Below are 17,609 nucleotides of genomic sequence, written 5' to 3'. Positions count from 1 at the left end.
CCCTACAGTTAAATAAGTTCAAAAAAGATCGCACTAATTTTAAAATAAATTAATTTTTTATAAGTGACAGCATTTGTTGCTCATCGAACTGTGTAAAACTCATTGATTTGTCTGTAAATAATGCATCAACAAGTGCTTGTTTATCTTCTTGCATTTTAAATACTTTTTGTTCAATTGAATGACTCATAATCAACTTATAAACAAAAACTGGGTTTGTTTGCCCAATGCGATAGGCACGATCGGTGGCTTGTTTTTCTACTGCGGGGTTCCACCATGGATCGAAATGAATAACCGTATCGGCTTGCGTTAAATTAAGCCCAGTGCCGCCTGCTTTTAAGCTAATTAAAAAAACAGACGTTTTGCCACTGGTAAACTCATCAATAACTTTATCGCGATGGCGAGTTTGGCCTGTTAATAAACTAAAGTTAATGTCCAAGTCAGTTAATTGCTTTGCAATTAAATCTAACGCTGATGTAAATTGGCTAAATATAATTACTTTACGCCCCAAATTTAGCATTAAAGGGAGGTGAGTAGATAACCATTCTAATTTTGCAGACCCGGCTTGTGTATCGGGTTCAATGAGCTTTGGATGACAACAAATTTGTCTTAGCTTCAGTAAAGCCTCTAAAAAGGCAAGTTTACTTTTTTGAACGCCTTGCTCAGCAAATAGATCTATGAGCTTTTCTTCAAGGGCACGTGTTATCCCTTGATACATTTCTTTTTGTTTAGGCTCAAACTCAAACTCTTTAGTTATTTCTGTTTTTTGCGGCAGTTCTTGCGCCACTTGTGCTTTTGTTCGGCGCAATATAAACGGCATTATGAGTGTTTTTAATTGCTCTGCACGCTGCATGTCGGACTCACGCTCAATAGGCGTTTGAAAATGTTGTTTAAAATGAACCTGAGAGCCTAAAAGAGAGGGCATAGCAAAGTCGAGTAAAGACTTGAGTTCAAGCAAGTTGTTTTCGATTGGGGTACCGCTTAAGCACAATTTAAAATCAGCATTAAGACGTTTTACCAATCGAGATACTTGCGCCGTGTCATTTTTAATATATTGCGCTTCGTCTAGCACTATGTTTTCAAAAAAAAGCGGTGAATAATAAGCTATATCACGTTTTAACAAAGGGTAAGTAGTCAGTATGCACTGTGCTTGCGCTAGGTGTTGCAGTGGCTCGTTACGATTAGACCCAAATATGGTGGTTACCTTTAATCCTTTGGTAAATTTAAGTATTTCGTTTTGCCAGTTACTCACTAAACTGGTTGGACACACGATTAGTGTAGGACCTGCCTGCGGACGATTGTACGTACTCGTTAAAAACGCAATGACCTGCAGTGTTTTACCCAACCCCATATCGTCAGCTAAAATGCCACCAAGTTTGTGGCGTTTTAAAAAACTAAGCCAATCAACACCTTGCTGTTGATACTCTCTAAGTTCGACAGACTCATTTAAACCATGCAGCGATACGCTCGGCATTGTTTTATGTGTACTGTTAAGCTCCTCAAGATAGAGCTCGAGTGAGTCGTCGTGCAGCTCAACATTAATTGCAGTGTGTTTTACAAGTTCTGGCAAATACGAAAGCGGTATATTGAATTCGTCACGTGTTTTTACAAACTCAAAACGTTGCTTAAAATCAGACAAAACGTTCATGGCTGACTTATTAATAACACCAAATTGGCGGCCAACAGGGTAGTAATGAAATAACTGACTTTGTCGATTTAACGATTGATAAAGTGAATCTTCGTTGCTAAAAAGTTGTGAAAGCTTGCTGCTGTTAATAAGCACTTTACAGTGCATTTGATGCCCTGCAGCTCTATTCGCAATCAATGTAACTTCACTTTGCGGATTGGCGATATCCATCTTACCAATAGTTACTTTCCAACCATGCTCTTTAAAGCTCGGAAATACCTCGTAAGTTAACCAATGCAAATGAATTGCTGATTGCTTATTAAAAGTAAACTCACTTTGTAAACCCCCTTTACAAAACTCAAAACCTAAATTAACAAGCTCATTGGTTACTGTGTTTTCAAACGCGCTGTTAATTAAATTATTTGGCGCTGTACCTGCGGGGTAATGTTTATTTTTATACTTAAATGATAAAGACAGCCTTAAACCAGCCTCTTCCATAGTCACTTTAATTACTGCATTACTCGCTGTATGCGGTAAAACAGATTGCGTATTGGTAGGATGGGGAATAACACCCGCACCAAAGTTATCTGCAAGCTGTTTATAAATACGGTCGAAATTAGGGCTGTGTATTGCAGGCATGGTTTGTAAGTGGGCTATTTCATCGCCACTTAACGGTGTGCGTATACGGCCAACTTTTAAGTGGTCAAGGTCAAGGTATGTAGGAGGTGTAGTTTTGAGTACCGCCCAATTTTTACTTTGTTCTAAATTAACGACTAATTTTGTAAGCTCTTTTTCTTGTTGCCAATTAAAACTAAGCGCCTGGCCACTTTGAGGCTTTATTGCAGTTCGAGAACGATGCAAAAATAAGCGCTCGGTTGCAATCAACTGCTGTAACGCACTAAATCCCCATTGACCTTTTAACTCGAGACTACCAACTGCATTTTGTGAACGAATCCAACTATAAAGTCTAAAGTCGCTTTCAAGTAAATCATTTGGCGTTATAAAGCTATTTAATTGCTGGTCTGTTAGATTGCGCCCTAAGGTATAATTTTGGTCTTTATCGAAATTAGCTATTTTAGGAGATATAAATACTTTTTTATTTTCAACACTTAACACAAAAAGTAATACTTGAGACGGTGTTGTTGATTCGGTACTTTTGAGTGTACTTAATTCACTGAACCAATCATTTATAAAATAGTCTTCGCCATACTCACCAGAGTGCTCAATTTTAAGCTTTAACAAAATGGCTGCTAGGTGTAGGCATTTTGATTTAATATTACACGTACAGTGGGTATCAACAGAATAACCCGTTGGTAATTTACTGATCTCGATTCGCTGATTATAAGAGGCGCCGGTATCACTTTGAACGGTTGAGTCTATCACCGAAAAGTCACTGTTATGTTCTAACCAGGCGATTTTACCATTTTTATAATACGCTTTACCCTTTGCCAACACATTTGGCTTAAACAGTTTATTTATAAAACGCTCAGAAAGAGGAAACTGGGTAGCCTGCTCATTTTTAATTTCTTCAAAAATAGCCAGTAAATCATTTTTTGATAAGTTAGCAGACATGTCACTCAAAGGATTAATTTTTTAAAATAATTTTCCCAGTATATGCCTTATAAGCGCTGAGCTAAAGCACTATTCACAGTAATGTAAACTGGTTGGAGTTGATAGGTTAGTAAAAATTCGGTTTATGATGTTAAACAGGAGCGTAATAAAAAAACAAACAGTAACCCACAAATAACAAACAAAATATAAACACCTTACACACAGCGTAGGGGCTTTACAGATCATAATTTTACTAAGAGATAAGATAATGACAGAAGAAGGACCAGGAAATGGATAGTAGTTAGTAAAAAAATGATCTCATTAAGGCTATTTAAGTAAAACAGCTATAACAACACTAATATAGATCAAATTTTTACTAACTAGACAGACTACTAGATCATAGTTTAACTAACTGATAGGACCAAGCAGATCGTTATTTTACTAACTAATTAAATGCACTTAATAACTTAGTCAACTGCTCTAAGCGTTTGTCGGTCATTACTTTATTATTAATCTTAATCGACACATCGCCACTTTTTAAGTTTCGTTGCAACATGACATACTCGTTTTCCAACACAGCTTCTTTCTTTGAAGGTGCTTGAGGTTCAGCAGTCAATAACTTAGTGATAGCCATAGCACGCTTGTCGTCACTTGTGATGGCGTTTACCTCAGCGTTACTAGCAACATTAGCTACTAACAGGTTAAAGCTCTCAGCATCGCGCTCCTTGGCAATAACAAGCTTTTTAGCGACTTCTCTACCAACGTGATTTGCTGTTGGGTACAAAGCAATAACAGAAGACGGTATTTGCTCATACGCTTTTATTGCATCTGCAATTGCTGTGTGGGATACACCTTCAATGGCTGCAATTTCGCGATACGATCCTTTTTTACCTTGTTCAAGAAGTTCGTTTTTGGTTTGTTGATAAGCTTGACCTAATTCCCACAAGCTGGGTGCTATATATTGGTCAGACGAAACAGCTAAAATTTTAGCATCTTGCTCTGTGAAATCGCTTGAACTTAAAACAAGATAATCTGCTTTACCTAAAATACACGCCATTCTGCGGCGAGAACCAGCGAGTACTAAACTTGTATCTCCTTGCTCCCAAAGCAGAGCTGGATGCTGATTTCGTCCATCTTCACGAATAGCAGGAAGAATATCCGACACCGATTTTTCGTTTAAAAGCGACTGAACACGACGGTTTTTGCCATAAACATGAGTCGTTTTTTCAATATCAGCATGTGAAATTACTTTACAAACAAGGGTAATTTGTCGCGAAGAATCACTCGGTGCCGGCATTTTAATTACATCGCCAGCATTAGCTTGTTCTAAAAGCGCATCAAGGCTGCTATTTCCTACAGCTGTTGCAAATGGGTCTAAGCGGGTGTCGTTTTTACGTTTTTTAGCCATTATTATTTAACATCCTTACTTAGGTGTATTTAATTTTGATTGAGTAGACTGCCAGTTTGATCGGATCAGCATTTCAAGTTCGTCAACAACATCTTTAATATTTTCTTGTGCTCGCATAAGAGACTCGCGACTTGCTAAACTGTCTGATGCTTTTTGATCAAAAATGGTATTAAACGATGATGAGCTCGCCGTGATAGCTGAACTATGGTTAATTGGGTAACTCATTACTTGGCGACCAAAAGCACTACGTACATCTTTAACAATGTCACGTTGTGAATGGTTACCTTTTACGTAATTAGTAACTAAAAACTGCATAAAGTCCCAACCTTCATGGCCAAGTGCGGCAACAGTATGATAAATCTCACCTAAACGTTTTAAATATTTATTATTAGCATCAAAATCAACAGCTTCTGGATGAACAGGAATTAACATAGCTGTAGATGCCATTAATGCATTATAAAACATAAAGTTGAGGGTAGGGGCAGTGTCGATTAGTAATATGTCGAACTCGTCTTTTACCGGATCAATTACTTTTTCGAGTAATTTATGATAATGACGTGTTTCTTCATAATTTGATGTGTCTTTGAGTAAAGTGGCGGTTTCGTGTTCAAAGTAAAAGTCATCCATACCGGAAGGTAAAACACGAATATTAGGAATATGTGTTGGTAAAAATGAACTTGAAACAAATTCTGGCCAGGTTTCACCGTCGTCTAAGTCGATACAATCGCGCATTAGATCTCCGACAGTAATGGGATCGTGTTCACTCGATGGGAAAAAACTCGATGAAGAACCTTGAGGGTCTAAATCTATAATCCCAATTCGGTATCGCTTAATATTAGTGGTGGCAAGTGCCGCTGCAATATTAACCATACTGGTTGTTTTGCCACAGCCCCCTTTGAGTGAATTAATAACAATAACTTGTAGTTTATCACTATCAGAACGGTGATCTGGCTTTATGTCCATAATATCTGCCATTGCAAATATATTAACCAATGTGTAAGCATAATGGCCGTTAGCGCCCCGTTTGATATTCAAATCGTCAAAATCGCCATTATCATGACGACGTTTTAGTGTACGATTGTTACATCCTAATAAATCAGCGGCTGCTTTTTGGGTGTATGTTCTTAATTCTTTTTCTTCTGATTTAAGATGAGCGCGATAATGTTGAATACGTCCTTCTAATGACTTTTCAGCAACTTCGGCAGTTGCTTTTAAAAGTCGATAGGTATCAAGCGCATTATTGTTAATTGACATACTTTCCTTCCTCAAAGTTAAGCAATTAGTATAATGTCCATTCAAATACCTGTAAACAACTATTTATGACGACATGTGTTTTAAAAAGAAGACATCATAATATAAATTTACACCTTTAATATTGCTTAGTATAAATAAAGAAGTTTAAAGGTGGTTAAATATATAAGGTAATAAAGGTTAAGAGGTTAAAAGTGTAGTTTAACTATATGATAAATATAAATAAACTATAAAAAGTTAGATCAGCATTATACGTGGTTAAGATCAGATCTTTAATAACTAACAGATCAGCATTTTATTAACTGCTAAATAAATTTTATAGTTATACACAGCTTACCCTTAAGGTTATAAACAAATAGGTCGATTAAGATCATGCTTTTACTAAGTAAATTAGAATGTTATGCACCGTTCAATGTAGAAAAAGCAGCTATCAATTGGTATAGATCTGATCTGTAGTAAGTACAGATCAGATCTATGCTAACTAACTAAGTCCTTATCCACAGGCTAGTATGAAAAAGAGCAAATTTGTCGTGCTTTGCAGTCTAAATTTAGCATAGCAGTGGACAAATTTATAACTGAGTTAGTAAAAATGAGATTTGAAATGCACGTGTTAGTATAATAATGATCTTAAATTAAAGAAAAATGCTAGTACTTAGTATAAAACTGATCTGAGTAGATTAATTAGAGCCAGATCACTTTTATACTAACTTAAACATTTAACTTTTTTGTTTTATGTGTTGTTATTAGCTGTCGCAATAATAAATGGAAATAAGAACAATGAGCCGAAAGGTCAACATCTCGGTAGATAACTTGCCTGATACACTAAGAGGCCAAATTCACGGGGTGGAAAGTGCAATTGATAATGAAAGTTTAGCACTATTTACAGATAACAAAGATGTTCGCATTTCTATCGAGAATGCAGCTCATGGTTTACGTGCCTATTCAAATACATTTAATCATTACGATTTATGGGGACGTTTTGTTCGATCGGGTCATAAAAAACTTCCATTAGAAGAAGCGCCTAAAAAAACAATCATTACACGTAAAATATCAGAAAAAGTAGATGGTATTTTATACGATGGCGAAATAAAAATAACACCCGCCGTTGTTAGTACCCGCAAAGATGGTGAAGATATTGAATACCTAGTATGGCCATCAGATAGAGAAGAAAAAGTAGAGCGAGCTCTTATCCGTTTAGCCTCAAAAGGTAAAATAGTAAAAATAAATTTTAAGTCCGGTATTCAATATGCCGTTGTTTTTTCGATGAATGAATTAGCACAAGAACTTAAAGCCGTTGGTCAGTCCATGCCATATCCTGCAATTAAAGAATCACTTGAAGCACTTCAAGGGTCAAAACTTTCATTTAAATACTCTGCAACAGATACTAAAAATTCAGACATTGATGATTCATTCTACGAGTCAAACATGTAATTTTTTATCGTCTTTGCATTTTAGTGGGAAAAAAGGTCAGGGCGGTAATGTTAAATGTGTTGCCTGTTTAAATGCTTTCGTTCATAACATGATCGATAACTTAGAATATAAAGGTTATTATTTTAACAGTGCACAAGAACTAAAGCGTGGTTTATCACGTTGGATGATGCTGCGTTTGTATCACTTATGGCGCTACGCGGCACCAGGTAAAACATATCATTTTAGATTACTTTCTATTATGGAAAAATATGGTTCGATATATTCAACCGACAACATAACAGAAAACAAATTAAAAGCATTACGTCGTGATATGACAACTACCATGAAAGACCTTATAGAAAAGGGTGCCATTTCAGAATACAGCATTACCAATGTTAAAGACGATAAGACCGGTAATATTATAGATTACACCTATGAAATGCATCCGTCAGATCAATTTTGTGATGAAATACTTACATTGAATAAGCATAACAAACGTATAGAAATTCAAGGCGGTAAACGCATAGTTGAAAATGCCGTTTTAATAGATGAAGATAAAATAGAAGAAATAGTCGAAAAATAGTTTATTATTTATCTTTGCTATACAAATACTAAAAGGCCACTAAATGTGGCCTTTTTAACATAATTAATTTGTTACTTGTTCAAGGTAAAGCCTATCAACCAGGAAATCATAATCTCGTTTTCGAGGATGACTATCTGGCTTTTCGTAATCTGGTAAGGTTCCTATTTTAACATCGGGCTCTGGGTTTATTAATATAAATGGTAATGCAGCACTAACGTGGTAACGATTTTGTGCAGTGTATCTGATATTTACTTGAGGACTAACTCGAGTAGGGCGTCTTATTCTTAGTTTTTCCTTCTCACCTAAGCTAGCAATCCTCATTTGTTCTTGAGCGACTAGAGATTGCCACTTTTGCTGATCGATCATTCTTGGATTTGTATAACCTGCAGATTTACTCAACATTTCAAGAGCCATCTTTTTAGTGAGGGTTTTAGTTGCATGTTTGTGCATCCATGTAAATCTAACAGAAAAAGGTGATTCACTCTCACTGTGTATTTTTCTGTATGCAGCTAAAGTAATTAAATTTGGTACTGCATTATGAACAGCTTCAAAACGAGCGTCGTTGTTATCAATACTTAGAATACATTCCTTAAATGCTGCTTTAGCTTTATTAACCTGATTAATCCTATCATTGAGTGCCTGCTTATTAGCATTTTTTATAACTAACAAACCAGGGTGCCTTTTAAGTACTCGGCTACTTAACCCTGACTTTGTATACATATCAGTAAATGAATTAAGAATAGCTCGTAGGGCATTATCTCCCGTTAGTTTTGAAACGGGTATACTTTGCGGGACATTATTTTCTTCACTAGTAAGAACCTCAGGCAATTTATAGTATTCAGCTTTTGAGTATTCACATTGTTTGAGTTCATCAATTAACAATGAGGTAAGCTCACTCATAAAATCAAACTGACTTCTTATTTTTATTTTAGAGACCATCACACACCAAGAACACATCGTACTTTAATAAGAAATGATACTAACCTTTTGCTTTGATCGCTAGTTCTTTATAAATTTATTGTGCTGAGATAAACATTTCTTATAAATTTAGTATGATGTGTTCTTTGCTGTTTAGCATATAAGCCCTTATTTATATTAGATATTATTAATGTTATAGGTAGGCCGCTTAAACTTGGTTGTGCTCCTTTAGCATATATGAGTATAAATACAATCCTCATGATTATAATTGTTAAATTTAACTGTAAAGTTTAGAATACAATTGACGCAAATTAAGTATGATGTGTTCCTTCTTATTCTGTATATAATATCTGGTATTAAGCTTAGTGTTCTCGAACTCTTTGAAATTAACATTTACAGGTGTAATTAACTGATAATAAATGGTTTTAATAATAGTTTGATTAAGCTAATTTATGAAATATACACATATGGAAAGTTGTTAATTGGTGTTTATAACTAGCCCATAACAAAATAATTAGTAAATAGTGAATTTAGTACTTGAACAGAGGTACGTGCATACGTTAATTTCAGTACATCAGGTAAAGTAGGAATGAGGAAAGAATATGCAATCGTGGAACCCAAATAGCTGGAGAGAGCTGCCAATACTGCAGCAGCCACAATACCCAGATCAAGACGTGTTAAAATCTGTTGAAGGCCAATTAAAAACTGCACCCCCGTTAGTTTTTGCAGAAGAAACTCGTAGTTTATTTAAGCAACTTGAAGATGTATGTGAAGGCCGTGCATTTTTACTTCAAGGTGGAGACTGTGCAGAATCGTTTAGTGATTTTAATGCAGCAAACATTCGCGACACATTTAAAACAATTTTACAAATGGCTGTAGTTTTAACCTACGGCGGTAAATGCCCAGTTGTAAAAATTGCCCGTATGGCTGGACAGTATGCAAAACCACGTTCTGCTGATTTAGAAACTATTGACGGTGTTTCACTTCCATCATACCGTGGCGACATAATTAACAACATAGACTTCACAGCTGAAGCCCGCATACCCGATCCGCAACGTTTAATGACTGCTTACCACCATAGTGCAGCTACATTAAACTTACTACGTGCATTTGCACAAGGTGGCCTTGCAGATTTACACCAGGTCAATCGCTGGAACATGGGGTTTGTAGCCGCCAATCCTCAAAAGCAAAAGTACCAACAGCTTGCTGATAAAATTCAAGACGCATTAGAGTTTATGGAAGTATGTGGTATTAATTCTACTATAGCACCAAGCCTTAAAGAGACAGATCTCTACACATCTCACGAAGCATTGTTATTGGGCTATGAAGAAGCACTAACACGACGCGATCACTTATCAGGCGACTGGTATGACTGTTCAGCGCATTTTGTTTGGATCGGTGAGCGCACACGTCAATTAGACCACGCACACATTGAGTTTTTTAAAGGAATTAAAAACCCAATTGGTGTAAAAGTAGGTCCTGGTATGGACCCAGATGAATTAATCCGCCTAATTGATGCATTAAATCCTGACAATATTCCAGGACGATTAACCTTAATTACACGCATGGGTGCAGATATACTGCCAGAGAAACTACCAGCACTCGTACGTAAAGTACAACAAGAAGGGCGTAAGGTAATTTGGAGTTCAGATCCAATGCATGGCAATACTGAAAAAGCGACCTCTGGATACAAAACGCGTAATTTCGACAATATAATGCGCGAAATCAGCCAGTTTTTCTCTGTTCACAAAGCAGAAGGTTCATATGCAGGTGGCGTTCATCTAGAAATGACAGGTCAGCACGTTACAGAGTGTACCGGCGGAGCGTATGGTCTATCAGACGACGATTTAGCACAACGTTACAAAACACAGTGTGACCCACGTCTTAATGCAGACCAAGTATTAGAGCTAGGGTTTTTAGTTGCTGATTTATTAAAAGACGCACGTAAATAAAGACTCTCACATATAAAAAAGCCGCTTAACAGCGGCTTTTTTGTGGCGTAAATATTTAAATAAGTTAGTACTTACGACGCTCTAAATCCGTATCCATCAATATTTTTGCAGAAATTTCTTCAACCGAATGATGGGTTGAATTGAAGTAGGCAATTTTATGACGCTTGTAAAGCATTTCAACCTCACGTACTTCAATACGACACTGCCTTATAGATGCATATTTAGAGTTGGCCATGCGTCGATGCCTAATTGCAGCAAGTCTCTCTGGGTCAATAGTTAAACCAAACAATTTATGTTTATAAGGTACTAAACATTTAGGCAAGCCTTCGCTTTCTAAATCTTCTTCGGTAATAGGGTAGTTTGCTGCTTTAATGCCATATTGCAACGCTAAATATAAGCTCGTTGGGGTTTTACCACTTCGGCTCACACCTATTAAAATAATATCAGCCTCGGAAAAGTTTTTGATATTGCCGCCGTCGTCATTCATTAAAGCATAATTCACCGCGTCTATTCTAAAGTCATAACTTTTTTCATGTATAGAGTGTGTACGATGCATTTTTGGTACAGGTGCCACCTGTAATTCTTTTTCAATTTTTTCGCTATACGTGGTCAAAAAATCATATGGGATAGCATCCGCTGACTTTATGATTTCGCTTAAACTGTGATTAACAAATGTAAAAAACACAAAGGGCTTTTCACCCGTTTTTGCAGCTGTTGCATTTATTAACGCTTTAATTTCGTGTGCTTTTTCTTCTGTTTCTACGAAAGGAATAGTTTTGTGATTAAAATCGATTGGAAACAAAGATAACGTTGCATGCCCAAACACTTCTGATGTAATTGCTGTTCCATCAGATATATAAAATGCAGTTCTCATAATTAACCTTTTTGTTACTTTTAATCCCTAAAATGGGTTACTCACGGTTTACGCGAGGACTGTTGCCAGTGTAGAATGAAGGTGGCCTTTATAAAAGGTTTTCTTTCTTAACTCTCACAGTTTCAACTACAATTTGTTTTTTGGAGAAAGACCCGTGCAAGAATACGTTCTCTGGTATCAAGAGCTTGGTATGCAAGATGTTCCTCGAGTTGGCGGCAAAAATGCCTCTCTTGGTGAAATGATCTCTAACCTAGCTAACGCTGGTGTACAAGTACCGGGTGGTTTCGCAACAACCGCCGATGCTTTTAATGAGTTTTTAGACCAATCAGGACTCAATGCCAAAATTCATGACATCTTAGATACACTCGATGTTGATGATGTAAATACACTCGCCAAAGTAGGTGCCGATATCCGCCAATGGATAATCGATACACCATTCCAACCAAATTTAGACCAAGCCATTCGCGATGCATACAGCCAACTTCATGGCGACACATCAGCTGATGTGTCATTTGCTGTACGTTCATCAGCAACCGCTGAGGATATGCCAGACGCATCTTTTGCAGGCCAACAAGAAACATTTTTAAATGTTGTTGGTATCGATTCGGTTATGGTTGCTATAAAGCATGTATTTGCATCTTTGTTTAACGACCGCGCAATTTCTTATCGTGTTCACCAAGGTTATGATCATCGTGGTGTTGCATTATCTGCAGGCATACAGCGTATGGTACGCTCTGATAAATCAGCATCTGGCGTTATGTTCAGTATCGACACTGAATCTGGCTTTGAAGATGTTGTATTTGTAACCTCAAGCTACGGTTTAGGTGAAATGGTTGTACAGGGTGCTGTTAACCCAGACGAATTTTATGTACATAAACCAACATTACTAAAAGATAAGCCATCTGTAGTGCGTCGTAATATTGGCTCTAAAGCCATTCAAATGATTTATTCAAACGACAAAGCACATGGTAAACAAGTAGAAATAGTTGACGTAAACCCTGAACTTTCTAACAAATTTTCGATTACAGATGAAGAAGTACAAGACCTTGCCAAGCAAGCTGTAATCATTGAAAAACATTACGGTCGTCCAATGGACATCGAATGGGCAAAAGACGGCAACGACGGCAAACTATATATAGTACAAGCTCGTCCAGAAACTGTGCGTTCAAACGAAGATACAAATGTAATGGAGCGTTTTCAGTTAAACGGTTCGAGTAAAGTTGTTGTAGAAGGTCGTGCAATTGGTCATAAAATTGGTAGCGGTGTTGTTCGTGTTCTTGACTCGATTGATGAAATGGATCAAGTGCAAGTTGGTGATATTTTAGTCACCGACATGACCGACCCAGACTGGGAACCTATCATGAAGCGTGCAGCAGCGATTGTTACAAATCGTGGTGGCCGCACATGTCACGCAGCAATCATTGCTCGTGAACTGGGTATCCCTGCAGTTGTAGGATGTGGCAATGCAACCGACCTAATCAAAGCTGGTCAAGAAGTCACTGTATCATGTGCCGAAGGCGATACTGGTTTCATTTACGAAGGTATTTTAGACTTTGAAGTGCTTACTTCACGTGTTGACGAAATGCCAAACCTACCAATGAAAGTAATGATGAACGTGGGTAACCCGGACCGCGCATTCGACTTTGCACGTTTGCCACACTCAGGTGTTGGCCTTGCACGTGTTGAATTCATCATAAACCGTATGATTGGCGTGCATCCAAAAGCATTATTAAATTTCGACGCACAAACAGATGCCCTTAAAGAAGAAATAACCGACATGATTGCTGGTTACGATTCACCAGTAGAGTTTTATATTTCAAAACTTGTTGAAGGTATTTCAACGCTAGGTTGTGCGTTTGCTCCCGAGCGAGTAATTGTTCGTATGTCTGATTTTAAATCAAACGAGTACGCTAACTTAGTGGGTGGCCAACAATACGAACCTGAAGAAGAAAACCCAATGATTGGTTTTCGTGGTGCAGCACGTTATATATCAGAAGACTTCCGCGACTGTTTTGCATTAGAGTGTGAAGCAATCAAGCGTGTGCGCAATACTATGGACATGACTAACATTGAGATCATGATTCCTTTCGTACGTACACTTGAAGAAGGTAAACGCGTAATTGAATTATTAGAAGAGCATGGCCTAAAACGTGGCGAAAATGGTCTTAAAGTAATTATGATGTGTGAGCTGCCGTCAAATGCATTACTTGCCGAAGAGTTCTTAGAACACTTTGACGGTTTTTCAATTGGATCTAACGATTTAACACAGTTAACACTAGGTTTAGACCGAGATTCTGGTTTAATTGCTCATTTGTTTGACGAGCGTGACCCTGCAATTAAAAAGCTTCTTTCTATGGCAATTCAAACAGCCAAAGCAAAAGGAAAGTATGTAGGTATTTGTGGACAAGGTCCTTCAGATCATGAAGACTTTGCTGCATGGTTAGTTGACCAAGGTATAGACTCTGTATCATTAAACCCAGATACAGTAATCGAAACTTGGTTATACTTAGCTAAAAAATTAGCTTAGTAACCTGTTATAGCTTTGTAAAAGCCAGCATATATTGCTGGCTTTTTTGTTGGTCAATTTATTTTAACTGCGTGCTAATTTTTTATCTAAATACTGACACGATTTAGTCAGTGCTTTTTGGCAAAGGGTCAAATAATAACGCGCTTTTGGGTAATAAAACGAATAACACAATAAACCAGCCATAAAAAATATAAGTGATGGACCAGGTACAACCGCAAATATTAATCCTAATAAAATAAATAACGCACCCATGATCTGTAATACAATTTTTTTCATATAAATGACCTCTCATGTAGTTAACTTGATTATAATTACAGCAGCGCTTAAATCGACTAAAAGAGTGTTACAAACTGTAAATTCTTCAATTTCTATTAGCAATCAGCATGATATAATTAACCAAATGTCTAAAAGTATGCCGTTATGATCGCAACAATTACTCAGCAAGATGCCGCGTCAGACCTTGTCGCAAATTACCTAAATACATTACAAAAGCAAGGCTTTACCGGTGATACCGATGCAAGTTATGCAACACGTATTACCGCTTCAACCGATAACAGTATTTACCAGCAATTGCCTCAAGGTGTCATTTTTCCCAAAAACGAAAAAGACATTCAACTTGCTTTGCAAACTGCATCACGGGACCCTTTTTTATCATTAACATTTGGACCGCGCGGTGGTGGAACTGGCACTAATGGTCAGTCTTTAACACCAGGTATCGTTGTTGATTTATCACGCTACATGCGTGAAATTCTCGAAATTAATGTCGAAGAAGGGTGGGTTCGGGTTCAAACTGGCGTAATAAAAGATCAGCTAAATGACTTTTTAAGACCTTATGGATTTTTCTTTTCTCCCGACTTATCTACCAGTAATCGTGCAACTATAGGCGGTATGATCAGCACCGATGCTTCAGGGCAAGGTTCACTTGTTTACGGTAAAACAAGCGATCATGTTTTAGGCCTTACAACCTATTTAGTAGACGGTACACCAATGAGTACCGCTCCAATAAACGTCGAAAAAGCAAAAATAATTGCAGAGCAAGACACGCTAGTTGGCACAATATATAAAACTGTACTTAATATAGCCATTGATGAACGTGATGCTATTTTAAATAAGTTTCCACGGTTAAATCGTTTTTTAACCGGTTATGACTTAGAGCACGTCCTAAGTGATGACTTACTTACTTTTGATATGAGCCGTTTAATAACAGGTTCAGAAGGTTCACTAGGTATTGTCACCGAGGCAAAATTAAACCTTACACCGATTGCCGAATTTAAAACACTTATAAATATTAAGTACGATAGCTTTGATTCAGCACTTCGACACTCTCCATTTTTGGTTGATGCCCGTGCAACTTCAGTTGAAACTGTCGATAGCAAAGTATTAAACCTTGCTCGCGAAGATATCATTTGGCATTCAGTATCGGACTTAATAACCGATGTACCAAATAAAAATATGCAAGGGCTCAACATGGTTGAGTTTAATGCAGTATCACCCGACGATATAAAAGACAAAGTAAACACGCTTTGTACATTGTTAGATGAATGTGTAGCCAATCAAACCAATGGTGTAATAGGCTACCAGCTAACAAATGATAAAAGTGACATTTTAAAAATTTACGCAATGCGTAAAAAGTCAGTTGGTTTACTTGGAAACGTAAAAGGCAGCCAAAAGCCATTGGCCTTTGCAGAAGATACTGCAGTACCGCCTGAAAATTTAGCCGACTATATAGTTGAGTTTAGAGCCTTACTCGACAGTCATGATTTACAATATGGTATGTTTGGTCATGTTGATGCCGGTGTTTTACATGTAAGACCGGCACTGGATATGTGCGATCCTGAACAAGAAAAACTTTTACGCACCATTTCAGATGAAGTGGTTAAACTCACAGCTAAGTACGGCGGTTTAATGTGGGGCGAACATGGTAAAGGCTACCGCAGTGAGTATGGACCCGAGTTTTTTGGTGAACATTTGTTTACCCAACTGCGCATAATCAAAACAGCGTTCGACCCATATAACCGAATAAACCCTGGGAAAATATGCACACCTATCGATAGTGAAGACTCACTAGTTAGTGTTGATGGGCAGAAAAGATCGTGGTTCGACAAACAAATTACAATCGACGTTAAAACGAGTTTTAACAACGCCATGACCTGTAACGGAAATGGTATTTGTTTTAATTATGATGAAAACTCGCCAATGTGTCCGTCGTATAAAGTAACCGGCGATCGCCGTAACTCACCAAAAGGGCGAGCCAGTTTAATGCGTGAATGGTTACGCCTTCAAGAATCTAAAAACATAGATCTGCTGGGTGTAGAAAAAGAATTAAATAAAGGTGAAGTAATTACCTGGTGGGAAAGGTTTGTACATAGCCGCGAAAAAAAGAAAGGCCTTTACGATTTTTCACACGAAGTAAAAGCATCTATGGATGAATGTTTAGCCTGTAAAGCATGTACTACTGCTTGCCCTATTAAAGTTGATGTACCTACTTTTCGTGCTCGCTTTTTAAATTATTATCACAGTTATTATGCGCGTCCACTCAAAGACTACTTAGTGGGTAATATTGAAAGTAGCGCGCCACTTATGGCTAAATTCGGTAAAATAATAAATCCAATTGTTAAAACAAAATTTGTTAGCAGCATAATTAAAAACACGGTGGGTTATGTTGATACACCACAACTTAGTATTCCGTCACTAGCAAATCGGATAAACAAAGCACAGCAATTTAATTTTGAATTTTTAAATAATTTAACTGCCGAACAACAAAGTGAATACGTCTTAATAGTTCAAGATCCGTTCACCAGCTTTTATGAAGCCGAACTAGTTGAAAGTTTTATAACCTTAATTACTCAACTTGGTAAAAAACCAATGTTGTTACCCTTTAAACCCAATGGTAAACCGCAACATGTAAAAGGTTTTTTGCACGAATTTAAAGTAACTGCCAAAAATGCCGCAGAATTTTTAAATCAGTTAAACGATATTAATGCGCCATTAGTAGGATTAGATGCGTCTTTGGTTATGTGTTATCGCGATGAATACAACACAATTTTAGAAAATAACCGCGGCGATTTTAACGTACAACTTGCTCACGAATGGTTGGAAACGCAATCTTTTAAAGGGCTAACTGCAAATAATAATGAAACTGAATTTACATTATTAAGTCACTGCACAGAAACTACATCTTTGCCAAAAGCAGCTAATGTTTGGAAAACTATATTTACTGATATCGGACTAACTTTAAATACAACTAATACCGGTTGCTGTGGTATGGCGGGTACTTACGGGCATGAAGCTCAAAATCAAGAAAACTCACGCGCACTTTACGAAATGAGTTGGAAACCCATAGTTGAAAAAACTAAATCAGAGCAACTTTTGTCAACTGGGTTTTCGTGTCGTAGCCAAGTAAAACGCTATGAAAAATTTAAGCCTAAACATCCTATCGAATTACTTGCCCATGTACTAAGTTAAAATTTTTTTCAAACATATTTAAAAGGCGTAACTTAAATTTAGTTAC

Annotated in this window: 9 protein-coding genes and 1 pseudogene; 4 read left to right on the top strand and 6 right to left on the bottom strand. The window is 37.2% G+C overall.

What is annotated here, in order from left to right; translation table 11 throughout:
• Positions 1-49: 49 nt before the first annotated feature.
• The 3 genes from P20480_RS04045 to P20480_RS04055 form a co-directional block, all read right to left on the bottom strand.
• Positions 50-3,196: a DEAD/DEAH box helicase gene (locus P20480_RS04045; protein ID WP_008131810.1), complete on the bottom strand. Its 3,147-nt coding sequence runs from the start codon at positions 3,194-3,196 to the stop codon at positions 50-52.
• 424 nt (positions 3,197-3,620) lie between these two features.
• On the bottom strand, positions 3,621-4,583 hold the full coding sequence (locus P20480_RS04050) for a hypothetical protein (protein WP_008131808.1): 963 nt from the start codon (positions 4,581-4,583) through the stop codon (positions 3,621-3,623).
• Positions 4,584-4,598: 15 nt separating this feature from the next.
• Positions 4,599-5,837 (bottom strand): AAA family ATPase, encoded by a 1,239-nt coding sequence (locus P20480_RS04055; RefSeq protein ID WP_006793244.1) that lies wholly within the window; start codon positions 5,835-5,837, stop codon positions 4,599-4,601.
• A 774-nt stretch (positions 5,838-6,611) separates the two neighbouring features.
• On the opposite strand from P20480_RS04055, the pseudogene P20480_RS18605 reads away from it, so the two are divergent.
• A pseudogene (locus tag P20480_RS18605) lies at positions 6,612-7,827 on the top strand (replication protein A).
• 63 nt (positions 7,828-7,890) lie between these two features.
• Here P20480_RS18605 and P20480_RS04060 read toward each other — a convergent pair.
• Positions 7,891-8,766, bottom strand: a complete 876-nt coding sequence (locus tag P20480_RS04060; protein WP_008131802.1) for a DNA replication terminus site-binding protein — start codon at positions 8,764-8,766, stop codon at positions 7,891-7,893.
• 581 nt (positions 8,767-9,347) lie between these two features.
• Between P20480_RS04060 and P20480_RS04065 the strand changes: the two genes are divergently transcribed.
• Entirely contained in the window at positions 9,348-10,697 is a 1,350-nt protein-coding gene (locus P20480_RS04065; protein ID WP_008131800.1) for a class II 3-deoxy-7-phosphoheptulonate synthase, read from the top strand.
• A gap of 64 nt (positions 10,698-10,761) precedes the next feature.
• On the opposite strand, the gene ppsR is transcribed toward P20480_RS04065, so the two are convergent.
• A complete protein-coding gene (gene ppsR, locus P20480_RS04070; protein ID WP_006793240.1) occupies positions 10,762-11,571 on the bottom strand; it encodes a posphoenolpyruvate synthetase regulatory kinase/phosphorylase PpsR in 810 nt (269 codons plus the stop codon).
• A gap of 154 nt (positions 11,572-11,725) precedes the next feature.
• Between ppsR and ppsA the strand changes: the two genes are divergently transcribed.
• Positions 11,726-14,098, top strand: coding sequence for a phosphoenolpyruvate synthase (gene ppsA / locus P20480_RS04075; RefSeq protein WP_033025757.1), 2,373 nt, complete (start codon positions 11,726-11,728; stop codon positions 14,096-14,098).
• A 63-nt stretch (positions 14,099-14,161) separates the two neighbouring features.
• Here the strand turns inward: ppsA and P20480_RS04080 are convergent, their stop codons facing one another.
• The gene (locus P20480_RS04080; RefSeq protein WP_008131796.1) at positions 14,162-14,374 is read right to left on the bottom strand and encodes a PGPGW domain-containing protein; all 213 of its coding nucleotides are present in this window, start codon (positions 14,372-14,374) and stop codon (positions 14,162-14,164) included.
• Positions 14,375-14,518: 144 nt separating this feature from the next.
• Between P20480_RS04080 and ydiJ the strand changes: the two genes are divergently transcribed.
• Entirely contained in the window at positions 14,519-17,563 is a 3,045-nt protein-coding gene (ydiJ, locus tag P20480_RS04085) for a D-2-hydroxyglutarate dehydrogenase YdiJ (protein ID WP_008131793.1), read from the top strand.
• Positions 17,564-17,609: the final 46 nt, after the last annotated feature.

This window comes from Pseudoalteromonas sp. BSi20480, assembly GCF_000241365.1.
GTDB classification, from domain to species: domain Bacteria; phylum Pseudomonadota; class Gammaproteobacteria; order Enterobacterales; family Alteromonadaceae; genus Pseudoalteromonas; species Pseudoalteromonas marina.
This window is presented reverse-complemented; position numbering and strand designations above follow the sequence as displayed.